The 14364-nt window shown below is 40.4% G+C and carries 16 protein-coding genes; 11 read left to right on the top strand and 5 right to left on the bottom strand.

Annotation, left to right across the window (positions count from 1 at the left end):
- Window positions 1-105 precede the first annotated feature (105 nt).
- Window positions 106-1647, bottom strand: coding sequence for a ribonuclease E/G (locus V5739_RS06140; protein WP_266069999.1), 1542 nt, complete (start codon window positions 1645-1647; stop codon window positions 106-108).
- A gap of 297 nt (window positions 1648-1944) precedes the next feature.
- Window positions 1945-2250: an HU family DNA-binding protein gene (locus tag V5739_RS06135; protein ID WP_262507439.1), complete on the bottom strand. Its 306-nt coding sequence runs from the start codon at window positions 2248-2250 to the stop codon at window positions 1945-1947.
- Window positions 2251-2370: 120 nt separating this feature from the next.
- On the opposite strand from V5739_RS06135, the gene mutY reads away from it, so the two are divergent.
- The 6 genes from mutY to V5739_RS06105 all read left to right on the top strand — a co-directional run bounded on the left by mutY (window position 2371) and on the right by V5739_RS06105 (window position 7082).
- Complete coding sequence (gene mutY, locus V5739_RS06130; protein ID WP_423820050.1) at window positions 2371-3405, top strand: A/G-specific adenine glycosylase; 1035 nt, start codon at window positions 2371-2373, stop codon at window positions 3403-3405.
- Window positions 3406-3499: 94 nt separating this feature from the next.
- The gene (locus tag V5739_RS06125; protein ID WP_423820049.1) at window positions 3500-4000 is read left to right on the top strand and encodes a single-stranded DNA-binding protein; all 501 of its coding nucleotides are present in this window, start codon (window positions 3500-3502) and stop codon (window positions 3998-4000) included.
- Between the two features lie 21 nt (window positions 4001-4021).
- A complete protein-coding gene (locus tag V5739_RS06120) occupies window positions 4022-5341 on the top strand; it encodes a gliding motility-associated protein GldE (RefSeq protein WP_423820048.1) in 1320 nt (439 codons plus the stop codon).
- Window positions 5338-5913: a gliding motility lipoprotein GldD gene (gldD, locus tag V5739_RS06115; protein ID WP_423820047.1), complete on the top strand. Its 576-nt coding sequence runs from the start codon at window positions 5338-5340 to the stop codon at window positions 5911-5913. The genes V5739_RS06120 and gldD overlap by 4 nt, the downstream gene beginning before the upstream one ends.
- Before the next feature lie 43 nt (window positions 5914-5956).
- Window positions 5957-6841 carry a DMT family transporter gene (locus V5739_RS06110; protein WP_423820046.1) on the top strand — a complete coding sequence of 295 codons (885 nt, stop codon included), beginning with the start codon at window positions 5957-5959 and terminating at the stop codon, window positions 6839-6841.
- Between the two features lie 70 nt (window positions 6842-6911).
- Complete coding sequence (locus V5739_RS06105) at window positions 6912-7082, top strand: hypothetical protein (protein WP_423820045.1); 171 nt, start codon at window positions 6912-6914, stop codon at window positions 7080-7082.
- A gap of 138 nt (window positions 7083-7220) precedes the next feature.
- On the opposite strand, the gene V5739_RS06100 is transcribed toward V5739_RS06105, so the two are convergent.
- Together V5739_RS06100 and V5739_RS06095 are read right to left on the bottom strand one after the other, a co-directional pair.
- Window positions 7221-9287, bottom strand: a complete 2067-nt coding sequence (locus tag V5739_RS06100) for a M16 family metallopeptidase (RefSeq protein WP_423820044.1) — start codon at window positions 9285-9287, stop codon at window positions 7221-7223.
- Between the two features lie 14 nt (window positions 9288-9301).
- Complete coding sequence (locus V5739_RS06095) at window positions 9302-10621, bottom strand: M16 family metallopeptidase (protein ID WP_423820043.1); 1320 nt, start codon at window positions 10619-10621, stop codon at window positions 9302-9304.
- Between the two features lie 171 nt (window positions 10622-10792).
- Here V5739_RS06095 and V5739_RS06090 point away from each other — a divergent pair, with 171 nt between their 5' ends.
- The 5 genes from V5739_RS06090 to V5739_RS06070 all read left to right on the top strand — a co-directional run bounded on the left by V5739_RS06090 (window position 10793) and on the right by V5739_RS06070 (window position 12874).
- Window positions 10793-11257: a DUF4199 domain-containing protein gene (locus V5739_RS06090; protein ID WP_423820042.1), complete on the top strand. Its 465-nt coding sequence runs from the start codon at window positions 10793-10795 to the stop codon at window positions 11255-11257.
- Between the two features lie 93 nt (window positions 11258-11350).
- Entirely contained in the window at window positions 11351-11839 is a 489-nt protein-coding gene (rplU, locus tag V5739_RS06085) for a 50S ribosomal protein L21 (RefSeq protein ID WP_266071161.1), read from the top strand.
- 27 nt (window positions 11840-11866) lie between these two features.
- Window positions 11867-12127 carry a 50S ribosomal protein L27 gene (rpmA, locus tag V5739_RS06080; protein WP_029033996.1) on the top strand — a complete coding sequence of 87 codons (261 nt, stop codon included), beginning with the start codon at window positions 11867-11869 and terminating at the stop codon, window positions 12125-12127.
- A gap of 88 nt (window positions 12128-12215) precedes the next feature.
- Entirely contained in the window at window positions 12216-12533 is a 318-nt protein-coding gene (locus tag V5739_RS06075) for a hypothetical protein (protein ID WP_423820041.1), read from the top strand.
- A gap of 23 nt (window positions 12534-12556) precedes the next feature.
- On the top strand, window positions 12557-12874 hold the full coding sequence (locus V5739_RS06070; protein ID WP_423820040.1) for a DUF2007 domain-containing protein: 318 nt from the start codon (window positions 12557-12559) through the stop codon (window positions 12872-12874).
- A gap of 119 nt (window positions 12875-12993) precedes the next feature.
- Here the strand turns inward: V5739_RS06070 and ahcY are convergent, their stop codons facing one another.
- On the bottom strand, window positions 12994-14310 hold the full coding sequence (gene ahcY / locus V5739_RS06065; RefSeq protein ID WP_266071157.1) for an adenosylhomocysteinase: 1317 nt from the start codon (window positions 14308-14310) through the stop codon (window positions 12994-12996).
- Between the last annotated feature and the right edge of the window lie 54 nt (window positions 14311-14364).

Genomic DNA, 14364 nt, shown 5'->3' with positions numbered 1-14364 from the left:
AGCGGTCTAAGATATGTAATACTCATCTCAATTCTCATATCTAGTATCTCAATACTATGAACAAAAAAAAACGCCTCCCAGATAAATGAAAGGCGTTTCTTTTTGTTATTGAATCACTTCCCCGGCATTGTCGTGAAAGTGGTATTCAAGATACGTGTAAGCATCTCTTGGTACTATTTTAACCCACTTTTTATGGTCGAAGAACCATTTGGAGCGGGGTGATGGAAAACCTTTGGTTAAAAAGGCTGCTATAAAAGGATGTGCACTTAGAGTGATCTTTTTATAGTCTTTCTTTAGAAGCTTTTGCAAATCCTGGTTGATCCTGTTGACCAAAACGATGGGAGCTTCAATTTCTTCCCCGTTTTTATTGGGGTTTTCCTCCCTGGTTTTGATGTTCATTTCGGGTCTAACCCGTTGTCTTGTAATTTGTACAAGTCCAAACTTACTGGGGGGCAAAATCTTATGTTTTGCGCGGTCGTCACTCATCTCCTCTTTAAGATGATCGTACAAAGCTTTTCTATTCTCAGCTTTGTTCATGTCTATGAAGTCAACTACAATGATCCCTCCCATGTCACGAAGGCGCAGTTGCCGGGCTATTTCGGTAGCACTAATAAGGTTAACCTCGAGTGCGGTGTCTTCCTGGTTTTTTGATTTGTTGGAGCGATTTCCGCTATTCACGTCAATAACGTGCATGGCTTCGGTGTGCTCAATGACCAGGTATGCCCCTTTGTTCATAGAAACGGTGCGGCCAAAAGTAGTTTTGATTTGTCTTTCGATCCCAAATTTTTCGAAGATGGGAATATTTGAGTCGTACAATTTTACAATGGATTCTTTCTTTGGAGCAATTTCGCTCACATAATCTTTAATTTGGGTGTACAAGGTTTCATCGTCTACACAAATAGAGGTAAATGAATCATTAAAGACATCTCTAAGAATAGAAGATGCCCTGTTCAATTCACCCAATACTTTTGAGGGATGAGGTGCTTTGTACAGCTTTTTACACATTCCTGTCCAACGACTCATTAAATTCTGAAGGTCGTTGTCCAGTTCTGCTACTTTTCTGCCTTCTGCTACGGTACGTACAATAATTCCAAAGCCTTTAGGTCTAATACTTTTTACAAGTCGTTTTAGGCGGTCCTTTTCTTCTTTGCTTTCTATTTTTTGAGAAACAGAAACGCGATTGGAAAAAGGAACCAGTACGATGTAACGGCCCGGAAGGGAAAGTTCAGAACTTATTCTTGGGCCTTTGGTTGATATTGGCTCTTTTACTACCTGTACCAGTAGCGATTGATTTGATTTTAAGACATCTGCAATGCTTCCGTCCTTATCAATATCTTTTTCTAAAGGAAAATCCTTAAGGGAATAATCCTTTAATTTACCTGTGCTTACACGTTTTATGAACTTCAGCAAAGAAAGTACCTGCGGGCCAAGGTCATGATAATGCAAGAATGCATCTTTTGTATAGCCTACATTTACGAAGCCGGCGTTTAAGCCGGGAACAGTTTTTCGCACTTTTGCGAGAAAAATATCTCCCACCGCAAAATTACTGTCGTCTTCTTCCTTGTTGAGTTCTATTAGTTTTCCATCTTTTAATAAGGCAAAATCTACAGCAGAGGAACCGGTTCTAATAATTAACTCTTTGTTCACTCTAAATTGATTTTATTCCGCATGTGGCGGATGGATTAAACAATAAAATTCACAGGGTTTTTAAAAATCCTGAGGAAATTCAAGCTCAGAGAACCTAAATTTGAATTTCGATTTCAAAGAACGTTTTAAACAAAAAAAGTAGTATGAAAACTACTTCTTTTTCTTGTGGCGGTTAGCTCTAGCTCTTTTTTTACGCTTGTGCGTAGCTACCTTATGTCTTTTTCTCTTTTTACCACTTGGCATAGTGTGACTTTTTAATTAATTAAATTTATTTTGTTTCTGCCTACGGGCAGGGAATTACTTTACCTCAACGTTAGATTTCACGCCTTCAACAAATACTTTGGCAGGTTTAAAAGCCGGAATATTATGTGCAGGAATCTTTATAGTGGTATTCTTGGAAATGTTTCTTCCGGTTTTTTCGGCTCTTGTTTTGATGATAAAGCTTCCAAATCCTCTTAGGTAAACGTTGTCGCCAGCCTCTAGTGAAGTTTTCACCTCCTCCATAAAGGTTTCCACAGTAGCCTGAACATCTCCTTTCTCCATTCCTAGTTTCTCGGAGATTTTTGCCACGATATCTGCTTTCGTCATTTTCGTATAATTTATTAATAGGGTTTGTAAATTTTCGAGGGGCAAATATATGAATTAAATCCGCAACTTTTTAATCCTAACCCATTAAATAGTAAGAGAATAAAGAATTATTATTGCACTTAAGAAAATTGATTGATGTTTTTCGATAAGGAGTTGATAAACTGGTATTTAGAGAATAAAAGGGATCTGCCATGGCGCAGAACTAAAGACCCTTATCAAATATGGCTTAGTGAAATAATTCTTCAGCAAACCCGGGTTGAACAGGGAAAACCTTACTATTTTAAATTTTTAAAAGCTTATCCCAACGTTTTGGCTTTAGCTAATGCTTCGGAAGAAGAAGTGCTAAAACTTTGGCAGGGGCTTGGCTATTACTCCCGGGCCAGGAACTTACATTTTACTGCAAAATATATAGCTTTTGATCTCGGCGGAAGGTTTCCTGCTTCCTATAAAGAACTGGTAAAGTTAAAAGGAGTGGGTGATTATACCGCGGCTGCAATAGCTTCAATTTGTTATGAAGAGCCACAGGCAGCAGTAGACGGGAATGTTTACAGGGTTTTAGCACGTATCTTTGGTATAGATACACCTACAAATTCTAGCCAGGGGATCAAAGAATTCCGGCAGCTGGCTCAAAAGCTTATTAATAAGGACGAGCCTGCAAATTTCAATCAGGCTTTGATAGAATTTGGATCAGAACAGTGTAAGCCGCGCAGGCCGCTTTGTGGTTCCTGCCCTTTTGTTACCACATGTGTGGCTTTCAATCAGGATCGAATAGGTGAACTGCCCGTAAAGCTGAAGAAGCAGAAGATCAGAAAAAGGCATTTTAACTACCTCGTCTATATTTCAGAAGAAGGAAAGACTATCATGAACCAACGTCGCGGAAAAGGCATTTGGGAAGGGCTTTATGAATTTCCGCTGGTAGAAACTGCTTCCGAAGTGCAACTTGAAAATCTTGTGGCCGATGTCCCTGCGGAATATTCGGCAATAGATAAGAATGCCGTGCTGTACAACGATTTGCCTGTAGTACATAAGCTCTCCCATCAACATATTTACACCAAATTCTGGATAGTAAAATGTGATGAGCTGCCCAAAGAAGCGCTCTCTATGGCTGAAGTAAATAAATTACCCGTCCCGGTTTTAATAGAAAATTTTATTGATACCTTTGATTTTTAAGCTCTTTAAAAAAGAACTTCTCAAAAATGTCATTTTTGGAAGGTGATTGAAGAGTAATTTGCTATTTTTAAAATTGTAACTTAAACAACAAACCATGACCGGAACCTTAAATAAAGTAATGCTAATTGGCCACACGGGAGACGATGTGAAAATGCACTATTTTGAAGGAGGTGGATCTATTGGGCGTTTTCCTTTGGCAACCAATGAGGTCTATACCAATAAAACTACAGGTCAAAAGGTTGAAAATACCGAATGGCACAATGTTGTGGTGCGAAATAAAGCTGCCGAGATCTGTGAGAAGTACCTTAAGAAAGGCGATAAGGTCTACATTGAGGGAAGGATCAAGACCAGAAAATGGCAGGACGATAAAGGAATTGAAAGATATTCTACCGAAATACAGTGTACAGATTTCACCTTTTTGACACCCAAAGATGCTGCAGCGCCTGGCGCTGGAGGCAACCAGGATGGCGGTTATGGGCAGTCGCAGTCTCAACAACAGCAGGGGCAACAGTACAGCCAGCCGCGCCAGAATGCACCTTCAGCCAATCAGTCACAGAGTTTTACACAGGAGGACGAGGATGATCTTCCGTTCTAAGTCTAATTAAAAGTTACACATTTGGATCCCGATCCTGACAGTTTTATACCTCTTTTTGTTGATAACCTTCCGCAGCTATTAGGTGTTGTTACGGCAATGCTTTTGCTGGTTTGCTCTGCCCTAATTTCGGGTGCCGAGGTAGCAATGTTCTCGCTAACGCCAGCCGATTTTGAGGTGGAAGAGTCTAAGAGGAGCGTAAAAGAACAGATTGTTATAAGCCTGCTCGATAAACCGAAAAAATTACTGGCCACCATCCTGGTTGCTAACAACATGATTAATATTGCTATTATCCTGTTGTTTGATAACCTTACCGATGCAGCCTTTGAAAATATTGATACGGTCTTTATGGGAGTAGATCTTCAGTTTCTCCTGGAAGTGGTTGTAGTGACTTTTCTTATCCTTCTTTTTGGAGAAATTTTGCCAAAGGTATACGCCAGCCGCAACAAAGTAGCCTTTTCGCACTTTATGGCTTACCCTCTTAACGTGCTCGATAAGGTATTTTCACCCCTAAGTATTCCAATGAGGGCAGTTACTATCGGCATACATCAAAGACTGGGAAATAAGAGCCATGGGCTTAGCGTTGATCAGTTATCACAGGCCCTGGAGCTAACAAGTCAGCACGACACCACCAAGGAGGAGCAAAAGATCTTACGTGGAATTGTCTCTTTCGGAAATACCGATACCAAACAGGTAATGCGGCCGCGAATGGATATTTTTGCACTTAACGAAACTCAGGATTATAGTGAGATTATTCCGGAGATCATAGAAAATGGATATTCCCGTATTCCTGTATATAAGGAGAACATAGATAACGTTACCGGTATTCTATATGTGAAGGATCTTCTGCCTTTTCTTGAAGAGGAGCATTACGAATGGACTTCCTTGCTAAGAGAACCTTATTTTGTGCCCGAAAATAAAAAGCTGGACGACCTTTTAAATGATTTCAAAATTAAAAAGAATCACCTGGCCATTGTGGTAGATGAATATGGCGGTACCAGCGGACTCATTTCTCTTGAAGATATTATTGAAGAAATTGTAGGGGATATAAGTGATGAATTTGATGATGAAGATCTTATCTTTTCAAAATTAGATGAAAATAACTACGTTTTTGAAGGAAAGACTCCGCTGAAGGATTTTTATAGGGTCATAAAACTAGATAATCCGGAATTATTTGAAGAGAATAAAGGTGAGGCCGAAACACTTGCCGGCTTCCTGCTTGAAATTTCAGGAAGTTTCCCCCGAAAGAACGATATAATACTTTTTGACGGTTATAGTTTTACGGTTGAAGCCGTAGACAAGAAGCGGATAAAACAAATTAAAGTGAGTATCACCGGAGAATGAAAAGGATAATTTTTTTGACATTTTTGGCAGGTTTGGTCTCATGTGGCAATGAAGTGCAGCCAAAACCTAATGCCTACCTGGCCTTAGAATATCCCGCGGCTAAGTATGTTTTCTATTCAAATGACGGGTGTCCTTACGGTTTTGAGAAAAATTCTATAGCTGTAGTGCAGCCTTCACGGGTAGGGAAGGAGTGTTGGTTAAACCTGGAATATCCGCATTTAAAAGGTACTATCTTCATCACATATCAGTCGGTAGAGAACAATCTCGATTCCCTGCTTACTGATGCCCAAAAATTGCCTTTGCGGCACACTATCAAAGCCGATGCTATCGAGGGGTCAGTATATAGTAACAATTATCACAACACCTACGGTATGTTCTATCAGGTTTTGGGTGATGCAGCGTCACAGGCCCAGTTCTACCTCACCGATAGTACCAGCCATTTCCTTACAGGCTCAGTGTATTTTGAGGCACAGCCAAACTTTGATTCTATCTTACCCGCCGCAGCTTACCTGAAGAAGGATATAAGGCACCTTATGGAAACTGTGAAATGGCAACCAAATGGCAGTGACTAATTTCTTGCTGTAGTTTCTTACTTTTGGCAGCTTAAAATTTAATATGCCCAGGAGTAGCCTTAAATGGATTTATCTTTGCCTGCTTGCCCTGGTTTGGGGCAGCTCTTTTATTCTCATTAAAAAGGGGCTGGTGGGTCTTACTGCCTTACAGGTTGGTTCCCTGCGCACCGTCTTTGCTGCACTGTTTCTTACCCTTATTGGGCTTGGATCACTAAAACACATAAAGGGAAAGCAGTGGATGTGGATTGGTATTTCGGGCTTTTTTGGAACTTTTTTTCCGGCTTATCTGTTTTCTTTTGCTGAAACCGAAATAGACAGTGCCATTGTTTCCATTCTCAATTCCACAACTCCGTTGCTCTCCATGCTGGTTGGGATCGTTCTCTTTGAAGCAGCTTTTGTGAAAAAGAAGTTTCTGGGCGTAATGGTGGGGCTGGCGGGAACCACAGCTTTAATTTGGAGTGGTGCTACGGTTAATCCCGATCAAAATTACTGGTATTCCCTGCTGGTAATTCTGGCGTCATTGTTTTACGGGTTCAATGCCAACATCATTAAAAAGCACCTTCAAAACCTACCTGCCCTTGCCATTACTACGGGTAATTTTATTGTTATTGCCATACCCGCTCTCATTGTTCTCGCCAGTACAGGATTCTTTTCGGCAGAAACCCTTTCTGCGCCAAATGTGCCTATGAGTTTAGTATATATAGGTATACTCGGGGTAGTGGGTACAGGTGCTGCTTTAATAGTATTTAACAAGCTTATTCAAATCTCAGATCCGGTTTTCTCAACCTCGGTAACCTATCTCGTACCTATAGTGGCTGTGGGTTGGGGCGTACTTGACGGGGAGGAATTTAGCTTTGTTCAGATCTTCTCGGGGGTGATTATTATAGCAGGAGTTCTTATCGTAAATAGCAGGAAAAAAATAAGTTAGGATGTATTTGGATGTATTTTAACTATTTCTTAACTTTACGTTGCTAGTGAATTTCTAATCCCTATATGAAATGAAAAAGAGAATGTTTTTTGGTTTTGCATGCTTTGTTGGATTTTCTCTTTTGATTGCCTGGCAGTTTGCAGTCGCCGAACTTGCTGATCTTCAGAAAAAAGATGATACGATCAAAAAAGAGAAGACAGAATTGGTTTCGTCTCAACCTGAGGCAGGATTATTCGTCTAGTTAACCTCTCCATCTTACTTATTCTGAAAAAGGACTGTTAAAAAATGCTTTTTTTTGGAGCAGGTTTATCTTTATGGATTGTTAAAAAATAAAGCCGGTACTATTAGTACCGGCTTTTAGGTTTGAATTTATGTTGTTTTATTCGAAGTCCGCGTCAGTCACGTCTTCATTAACTATAACATCCCTTACCTGGAAGGTAAGAGTCATTGCTCCCATGGTTTGAGATAGCTGAAAAGGAAATTTAACCCCTTCTACTTCCCTGTAATCACTATAGGTGATAGGAATAGTCATGGTTTGTGGCCCCTGCTTCATAGTTTTTACTTGCTTGACCTTTAATCCGCTGTCTTTACTGTAGTAGTTAGTGGTGGTTTCATCCATTTTAACTGCATAGGCTTCTTGTCCATCTACGTCTTCTATCCCTTCTAAAGTGGCATTTTCGGCAATCATTTCAGGGAAGGGGTGGGCTTCAGCTTTTGCGGCAACTACCTGCTCTTCGGTGTAAGGTATCGTTTGTCCCTGCGCAGCAACAAAACCTGTAGCTCCATTAAATATCTGTTTTTGTACAACATTTCCTCCCATAGAGATCACAGTAGATGATTTTCCGGAAGAAGTAACTTTTGTTTCAAGATCCATTTTTTGACCCTGAATCTCTGCTTGTGCAATCATGTAAACAGATTCAATATCATTAACGGCATCTTTTCCACCAACGGCTTGAATGTATTTATCAAATACTTTTGCAGCTGTCATTGACGGATCTACCTTTTTGTTGTAGTCTGGTTTTTCGATGGCGTTGGCATATTTGTCAAAATACTTTACAGGAATATCCTTTCCATTGTAAGTGAGGTTTTCGAGAGGTTCGGCTACTTCGCTTCCTTTCCCAACAACTACGATCCTTGCATTGTCTGCCAGGTAGTATTTTTTAGCTACTCTCTGGATATCTTCAGCGGTTACAGCGTTTATCTTTTTTAGATACGTCTGGTAGAAATCCTGCGGAAGGTTATCTGTTTCGATGTTTAAGGCGTACTGGGCTATTGTAGAGGGTCTCTCAAGAGCAAGAACAAAGTCTCCGGTGTATTTTGCCTTAGCGTTTTCCAATTCTTCAGCAGAAACTTTTTCGTTCCTTATTCTGTGTAATTCATCAAGGAAAGCAACAACGGCAGAATCGGTTACTGCATTACGCACACTTGCGCTTGCAACAAAACGGGCCACATATTTGTCATCTCCCGTGCTGGAGTATGCTCCATAAGTGTAGCCTTTGTCTTCTCTAAGGTTAAGGAAAAGCCTGGCTTCTCCACCGCCACCAAGAATCTTATTGGCGATAAGGACAGGGAAATAGTCCGGATCTCCTTTTTGTAGCTGGATAGTGTTAGTTACCTGTACTTCACTTTGAACCGCATTTGGAAAATCGACAAAATTCACCTGAGTTTCAGGAACGTTTTTCACATCCTGCAGGGTGTTTTTTGGAAGTTCGCTTTTCTTCCAGCTGGCAAACTTCTTTTCAACAAGCATCTTAACTTCAGGAGTCTTTACATCTCCTATTACCACCAGGTAAGCATTCTGTGGTACGTAATAGTTCTTGTAGTAGTCCTGGATATCTGCAAGAGTCAAAGCTTCAATAGATTCTTTGGTAGAGAACTCTCCGTAAGGGTGGTTCTTTCCGTAGCTAAGGGCAGAACTAATTCTGCGGGCATTTGAGGCCACATCTTTTTCTGAAGCTTTTATGTTTTCAAGAGCTCTTTCTTTTTCAGTTTCAAATTGCTCCTGTGTAAAGTTCGGGTTCAGGGCTCCTTTGCTCATCAACTCCAATACTCTGGGGAAGTATTTTGAAAGCGTATTGGCTGAAGCGCCACGTGAAAAGAAATTCACGCTTGCTCCCAGGTAGTCTATTTCCTCATTAAATTTGTCTTTCGGGATATCTTTTGTTCCTTCTCCCAGTACAGACCCCATGAGTTCAGAAACTCCTGCTTTGTCTCCTTCAGCATGTGGAGGGTTATCCATAGTGAGGGTCATAGAGACACGTGGCAATTTATGGTTTTCAACAACCAGTACTTTTAATCCATTCTTGAGGGTAAAGGTTGCAGGTGTGCCCAGGTTGATCTCTGGTGCAGGCCCTGCTTTGGGTTGTTGACTTCTGTCAATTTGTTGAGCCTGAATCCCTGTTGTAGCAAGGAATAATACTGCTAAGGCTAATATTTTGTTCTTCATCTTGTGATTAAATTTTATTGTTCAGATTCCTTCGGAAGGTATTCCAATTTCAATCTTTGATTCTCGTTGAGGTACTTTTTGGCTACGTCTCTAATTTCTTCACGGGTAATAGATCTATAGATGTCTATCTCCTCATTAATAAGATCGGTATTTCCATAAAGTTGCTGGTAAGTGGCCAGGGAGCTGGCAATTCCTGCTACACTGCTGTTTGAGTTCACATATCTGTTCTCAAATTTATTCTGAAGTTTCTCATACTCTCTCTGGCTGATCAATTCTGTCTGAAGTTTTTCAATTTCTTCATCAACTTCAGCAACAAGGGTATCAAGTTTAGTTTCTCCAAGAGGAAGACCAAAAACAACATACTGCCCGTAATCTTCCTGGGCAATGTTAAAGGCTCCAATTTGCAGGGCCTGCTTTTGATCGTCTACCAGTTTTTTGTAAAGACGGGAAGATTTTCCGTCAGAAAGTACAGAAGAGATCATATCGAGTACATAAGCATCGCGCTCTTTCATAGAAGGCGTTCTCCAGGCAAGTACAATAGCCGGGATCTGGATGTTTGGATCGTGATATTTGGCTTCGATTTCCTGGGAAATGGGTTCTTCAACAAAACTTTCTTTTACTACAGGTTCTCCCTTTTCAATAGGGCCAAAATAGTCTTTGATCATTTCTTTGGTCTTTTCGATCTCTATATCTCCTGCAACTACAAGAGTAGCATTGTTAGGCACATAGAATTTTTCATTGAATGCGCGAAACTCTTCAAGAGTAGCAGCATCAAGATGATCCATAGAACCTATTGTAGCCCAGCGGTAAGGGTGTTTTTCATAAAGGTTTTCCTTTACTGCAGCCAGAATGTTTCCGTAAGGTGCATTGTCTACCCTAAGTCTTTTTTCTTCTTTCACTACTTCGTTTTGAGTATCTACTCCCTGTTGGTTAATTACCGGGTGCATCATTCTCTCAGATTCCATCCAAAGCCCCAGCTCCAGCTGGTTAGAAGGGAATATTTCATAGTAGTAAGTGCGGTCATCGGAGGTATTTGCATTGTTTGACCCTCCATTTGAGCTTACAATTTTGAACCATTCCCCTTTTGGGATGTTTTTGGTGCCTTCAAAAAGAAGGTGTTCAAAAAAGTGTGCAAAACCGGTTCTTTCAGGGTTTTCATCTTTGGCGCCTACGTGGTACATTACTGAGGTAGTGACAACCGGTGCCGAGTTGTCTTTGTGCAATATCACATCAAGACCGTTATCGAGAGTGTACTCGATGAATTCAACTTCCTGAGCCGTTCCCGTTACTCCAAGGAAAAGGCCAAGGGCAGCTAACTTAAGTTTGTTGATCATTATAGTATGGTTTTTATTAAATACAGTTTATAAGTAATATGAAGGGGGAATTTGTTACACAAATGCTTTATGCTTAGGGTTGAAATGTACAGAAAATTCTAAATTAACAAGCTCTTAAGGCATATTTCCTCTTATTTTTTGGAAATTTATAAAAATCACAAAACCCAACTCATGAAAAGATCATCTGTTCCATTAATATATGGAATTTATATCGCTATTGCATTAATAGGCTATTTCTTGTTGTTGTCCCTCTTGGATTTACACCAGAACCCCGCTTACAGTGTTTTTAACATGGTCATTACAGGAGGGGGAATCTTTCTAGTCATAAAAAAGTACCGGGATAAAAAACTGGGAAAATTTAAATATCAAAAAGGCTTTATGGCAGGTCTTACGGCCGGCTTTGTGGCAACAGTTATTTTTACCGCTTTTTTCGCTGTCTACACAAGTGAACTTAACCCCAGTTTTTCTGAAGAACTTATCACTATGTGGGAAACCGATTGGTTTGTAAATATAGGAATGCTGGTGTTCACCGTTGCACTTATGGGCTTTGCTACTTCTCTGGTAGTTACCCTTGCCATTATGCAGCTGTACAAACCTTCATGGAATACCTCTGAGGGTAAGAAACATACATATTAAATAAAGCCTTTGCAAATTAATTAATTAGGAGTATATTTGCACCCGCCTTGAAAAATCTCAGGGCGAGAACGTAAACCCTTAATTAAAGACGCTATGTACGCAATTGTAGAGATAGCAGGGCAGCAATTTAAAGTTGCAAAAGACCAGAAGGTATTTGTTCACAGGCTTGCAGGAGAAGAAGGAGACAGTGTTTCTTTCGATAAAGTTCTTCTTACAGGTGACGGTGACAACATCACTTTAGGCGCCCCAGCTATAGAAGGAGCTTTGGTTGATGCTAAAATCACCAGGCACCTAAAAGGAGACAAGGTAATTGTCTTCAAAAAGAAAAGAAGAAAAGGTTACCGTGTAAAGAATGGACACCGCCAGGCTCTTACCGAAATTTCTATTGAAGGAATTTCTGTAAACGGTAAAAAAGCAACTTCAGCTAAGAAAGAAGAAGCAAAATCAACTAAAGAAGATAAAGCTTCCAATAACGACCTTAGCAACAACACAGTTGCCGAACTTCGTGAAATGGCTAAAGAAAAAGGAGTTGAAGGATATTCTTCAATGAAAAAAGCCGAATTGATAGCTGCTTTAAGCTAAACGTTTAACAGTAAAAAGTAAAAAGAAATGGCTCACAAAAAAGGAGTTGGTAGTTCCAAGAACGGTAGGGAATCTGAATCGAAACGCTTAGGTGTGAAGATCTTTGGAGGACAGGCTGCCATTGCTGGGAACATCATCGTTAGACAAAGAGGTACTGCGCACAATCCAGGTGAGAATGTGTATGCCGGAAAAGACCATACTTTACATGCCAGAGTTGATGGTATTGTAAAATTTACTAAAAAGAAAGACAATAAGTCTTACGTTTCTATAGAACCGTTCCAGGCTTAAGATCTTAATTTTTAAGATATTGTAACCCTTCTGAATTTATTCAGGAGGGTTTTTTTTATCTTTATAGGAAACCATAAAATTCAGGAGCATGAAGTACTTCACAATTTACTCTACAAAAGACGAAAATGAAGTTGCAGTCCTGAAAAGGGTGTATAGCGAAGAAGGGATTGATTACCGGGTCATTGAAGCAGATGAAAAAGGAGAGGTAAAAAGAGTGCAGGTTACCGAAGATGACAAGGGTAAAGCAAGGGAATTGCTCGATCAAACCGGCTTTCTTACCGCCAGTCAGGCACATGCTCCTGTTAGGAGAAGGATGGCTGGCAGGAGATGGATCTTCATCTTTCTCGCCGCATTCATCATTATCATAGTAGCTGTGGCTATCCTCATGTTTATGAATGTGGAATAAAAACTTATACCAATCAGGAAATTATGAGCTATTCTGCCATTTTTGAGACTTCAGCACAAAACCAGATCCTCCTGCTTAAGAATATTTTTGAGCAAAATAATGTGAGGTACAGGATTCTTGATGAGGCTGCAAACACCAATTTCGCATTGGGAGTAAGAATAGAAGTTCATGACAATGATAAGAAAAGGGCTGAAGCCCTTCTTAGGGAAAACGGATTTTTAGATGGTTCTGCTTCAAAAGAAAGTGCGGTGTCTATGTCAAAATTCTGGTTGTGGCTGGTCATAGCCCTCCTTTGTGTCATTTTCGCAGCCTTCTTCATCAACATGTTCATGAGAGGTTAAAAAAAATCCCCTTCAAAAATGACATTTTTGAAGAGGATTTTTTAAAGGTATAATGAGTAATGAATAAGGGATAATCTTGAGGATTCAAGATTTTCCGTCTAATATCTCATATCTCAATACTAATATCTATAATACTCCGGTTTAAACGGACCTTCAACAGTTACTCCAATATATTTGGCCTGTTCTTCAGAAAGTTCTGTGAGTTCCACACCAATTTTTTCAAGGTGAAGGGCAGCTACTTTCTCATCTAAATGCTTCGGAAGCATATAAACTTTGTTCTCGTACTGGTCTGTATTCTTCCAAAGTTCGATTTGTGCCAGGGTCTGGTTTGTAAAAGAGTTACTCATTACAAAACTCGGGTGGCCTGTGGCACATCCAAGGTTTACAAGACGACCTTCAGCAAGAAGAATAATATCTTTCCCGTCAATAGTGTATTTGTCAACCTGTGGCTTGATCTCAGATTTTGTGCTTCCGTAGTTTTCATTCAGCCAGGCTACCTGTATCTCATTGTCAAAGTGTCCAATATTGGCAACAATGGTCTTATCTTTCATTGCCTTAAAATGCTCGGCACGAACGATGTCTTTATTCCCGGTGGTGGTAATAACGATATCAGCTTTTGGAAGTACGGTTTCAAGTTTCTTCACTTCAAACCCGTCCATTGCAGCCTGCAGGGCACAAATTGGATCAATCTCTGTAACGGTAACTATTGATCCTGCACCTCTAAAAGAAGCAGCAGTACCTTTACCAACGTCGCCATATCCACAAACCACAACTCTTTTACCTGCAAGCATCACATCTGTAGCACGACGAATTGCATCAACCGCACTTTCTCTACATCCGTACTTGTTGTCGAATTTTGACTTGGTTACAGAGTCGTTCACATTGATGGCGGGCATAGGAAGCGTTCCGTTCTTCATGCGCTCGTAAAGCCTGTGAACTCCGGTAGTGGTTTCTTCAGAAAGGCCTTTAATCCCTTCAGCAAGTTCGGGGTATTTATCAAGTACCATGTTGGTAAGGTCACCTCCGTCATCAAGGATCATGTTTAGTGGCTTGCGATCTTCTCCAAAGAAAAGCGTTTGCTCGATACACCAGTCAAATTCTTCAGCATTCATCCCTTTCCAGGCATAAACGGGAATTCCGGCAGCGGCAATTGCAGCGGCAGCCTGGTCTTGTGTAGAAAATATATTACATGAACTCCAGGTTACTTCGGCACCAAGAGCTACAAGAGTCTCTATAAGCACAGCAGTCTGGATGGTCATGTGAAGGCAACCGGCAATGCGGGCACCTTTCAAAGGCTGCTCTTTTCCATACTCCTCACGCAGGGACATAAGACCCGGCATTTCGGCTTCGGCAAGTTCTATCTCTTTTCTTCCCCATTCTGCCAGGGAAATATCTTTCACTTTATACTGGGTATAAGGCTCTGTTTTAGTTGACATATTATTATATTTGATTTAGCATTTTCAGAAATGCAAAAATACAGAATATCTAAG

This window comes from Salinimicrobium sp. TIG7-5_MAKvit (genome assembly GCF_049569215.1).
GTDB classification, from domain to species: Bacteria; Bacteroidota; Bacteroidia; order Flavobacteriales; family Flavobacteriaceae; genus Salinimicrobium; species Salinimicrobium profundisediminis.
This window is presented reverse-complemented; position numbering and strand designations above follow the sequence as displayed.

What these genes read in the sequence shown, in the direction of transcription:
- V5739_RS06105 (WP_423820045.1), top strand. Translation starts at nt 6,912, where the DNA reads ATGAAAAAGAGAATGTTTTTTGGTTTTGCATGCTTTGTTGGATTTTCT.
- rpmA (WP_029033996.1), top strand. Translation starts at nt 11,867, where the DNA reads ATGGCTCACAAAAAAGGAGTTGGTAGTTCCAAGAACGGTAGGGAATCT.
- gldD (WP_423820047.1), top strand. Translation starts at nt 5,338, where the DNA reads ATGAAAAGGATAATTTTTTTGACATTTTTGGCAGGTTTGGTCTCATGT.
- V5739_RS06070 (WP_423820040.1), top strand. Translation starts at nt 12,557, where the DNA reads ATGAGCTATTCTGCCATTTTTGAGACTTCAGCACAAAACCAGATCCTC.
- mutY (WP_423820050.1), top strand. Translation starts at nt 2,371, where the DNA reads ATGTTTTTCGATAAGGAGTTGATAAACTGGTATTTAGAGAATAAAAGG.
- V5739_RS06100 (WP_423820044.1), bottom strand. Translation starts at nt 9,287, where the DNA reads ATGAAGAACAAAATATTAGCCTTAGCAGTATTATTCCTTGCTACAACA.
- V5739_RS06095 (WP_423820043.1), bottom strand. Translation starts at nt 10,621, where the DNA reads ATGATCAACAAACTTAAGTTAGCTGCCCTTGGCCTTTTCCTTGGAGTA.
- V5739_RS06090 (WP_423820042.1), top strand. Translation starts at nt 10,793, where the DNA reads ATGAAAAGATCATCTGTTCCATTAATATATGGAATTTATATCGCTATT.
- rplU (WP_266071161.1), top strand. Translation starts at nt 11,351, where the DNA reads ATGTACGCAATTGTAGAGATAGCAGGGCAGCAATTTAAAGTTGCAAAA.
- V5739_RS06110 (WP_423820046.1), top strand. Translation starts at nt 5,957, where the DNA reads ATGCCCAGGAGTAGCCTTAAATGGATTTATCTTTGCCTGCTTGCCCTG.
- V5739_RS06075 (WP_423820041.1), top strand. Translation starts at nt 12,216, where the DNA reads ATGAAGTACTTCACAATTTACTCTACAAAAGACGAAAATGAAGTTGCA.
- V5739_RS06125 (WP_423820049.1), top strand. Translation starts at nt 3,500, where the DNA reads ATGACCGGAACCTTAAATAAAGTAATGCTAATTGGCCACACGGGAGAC.
- ahcY (WP_266071157.1), bottom strand. Translation starts at nt 14,310, where the DNA reads ATGTCAACTAAAACAGAGCCTTATACCCAGTATAAAGTGAAAGATATT.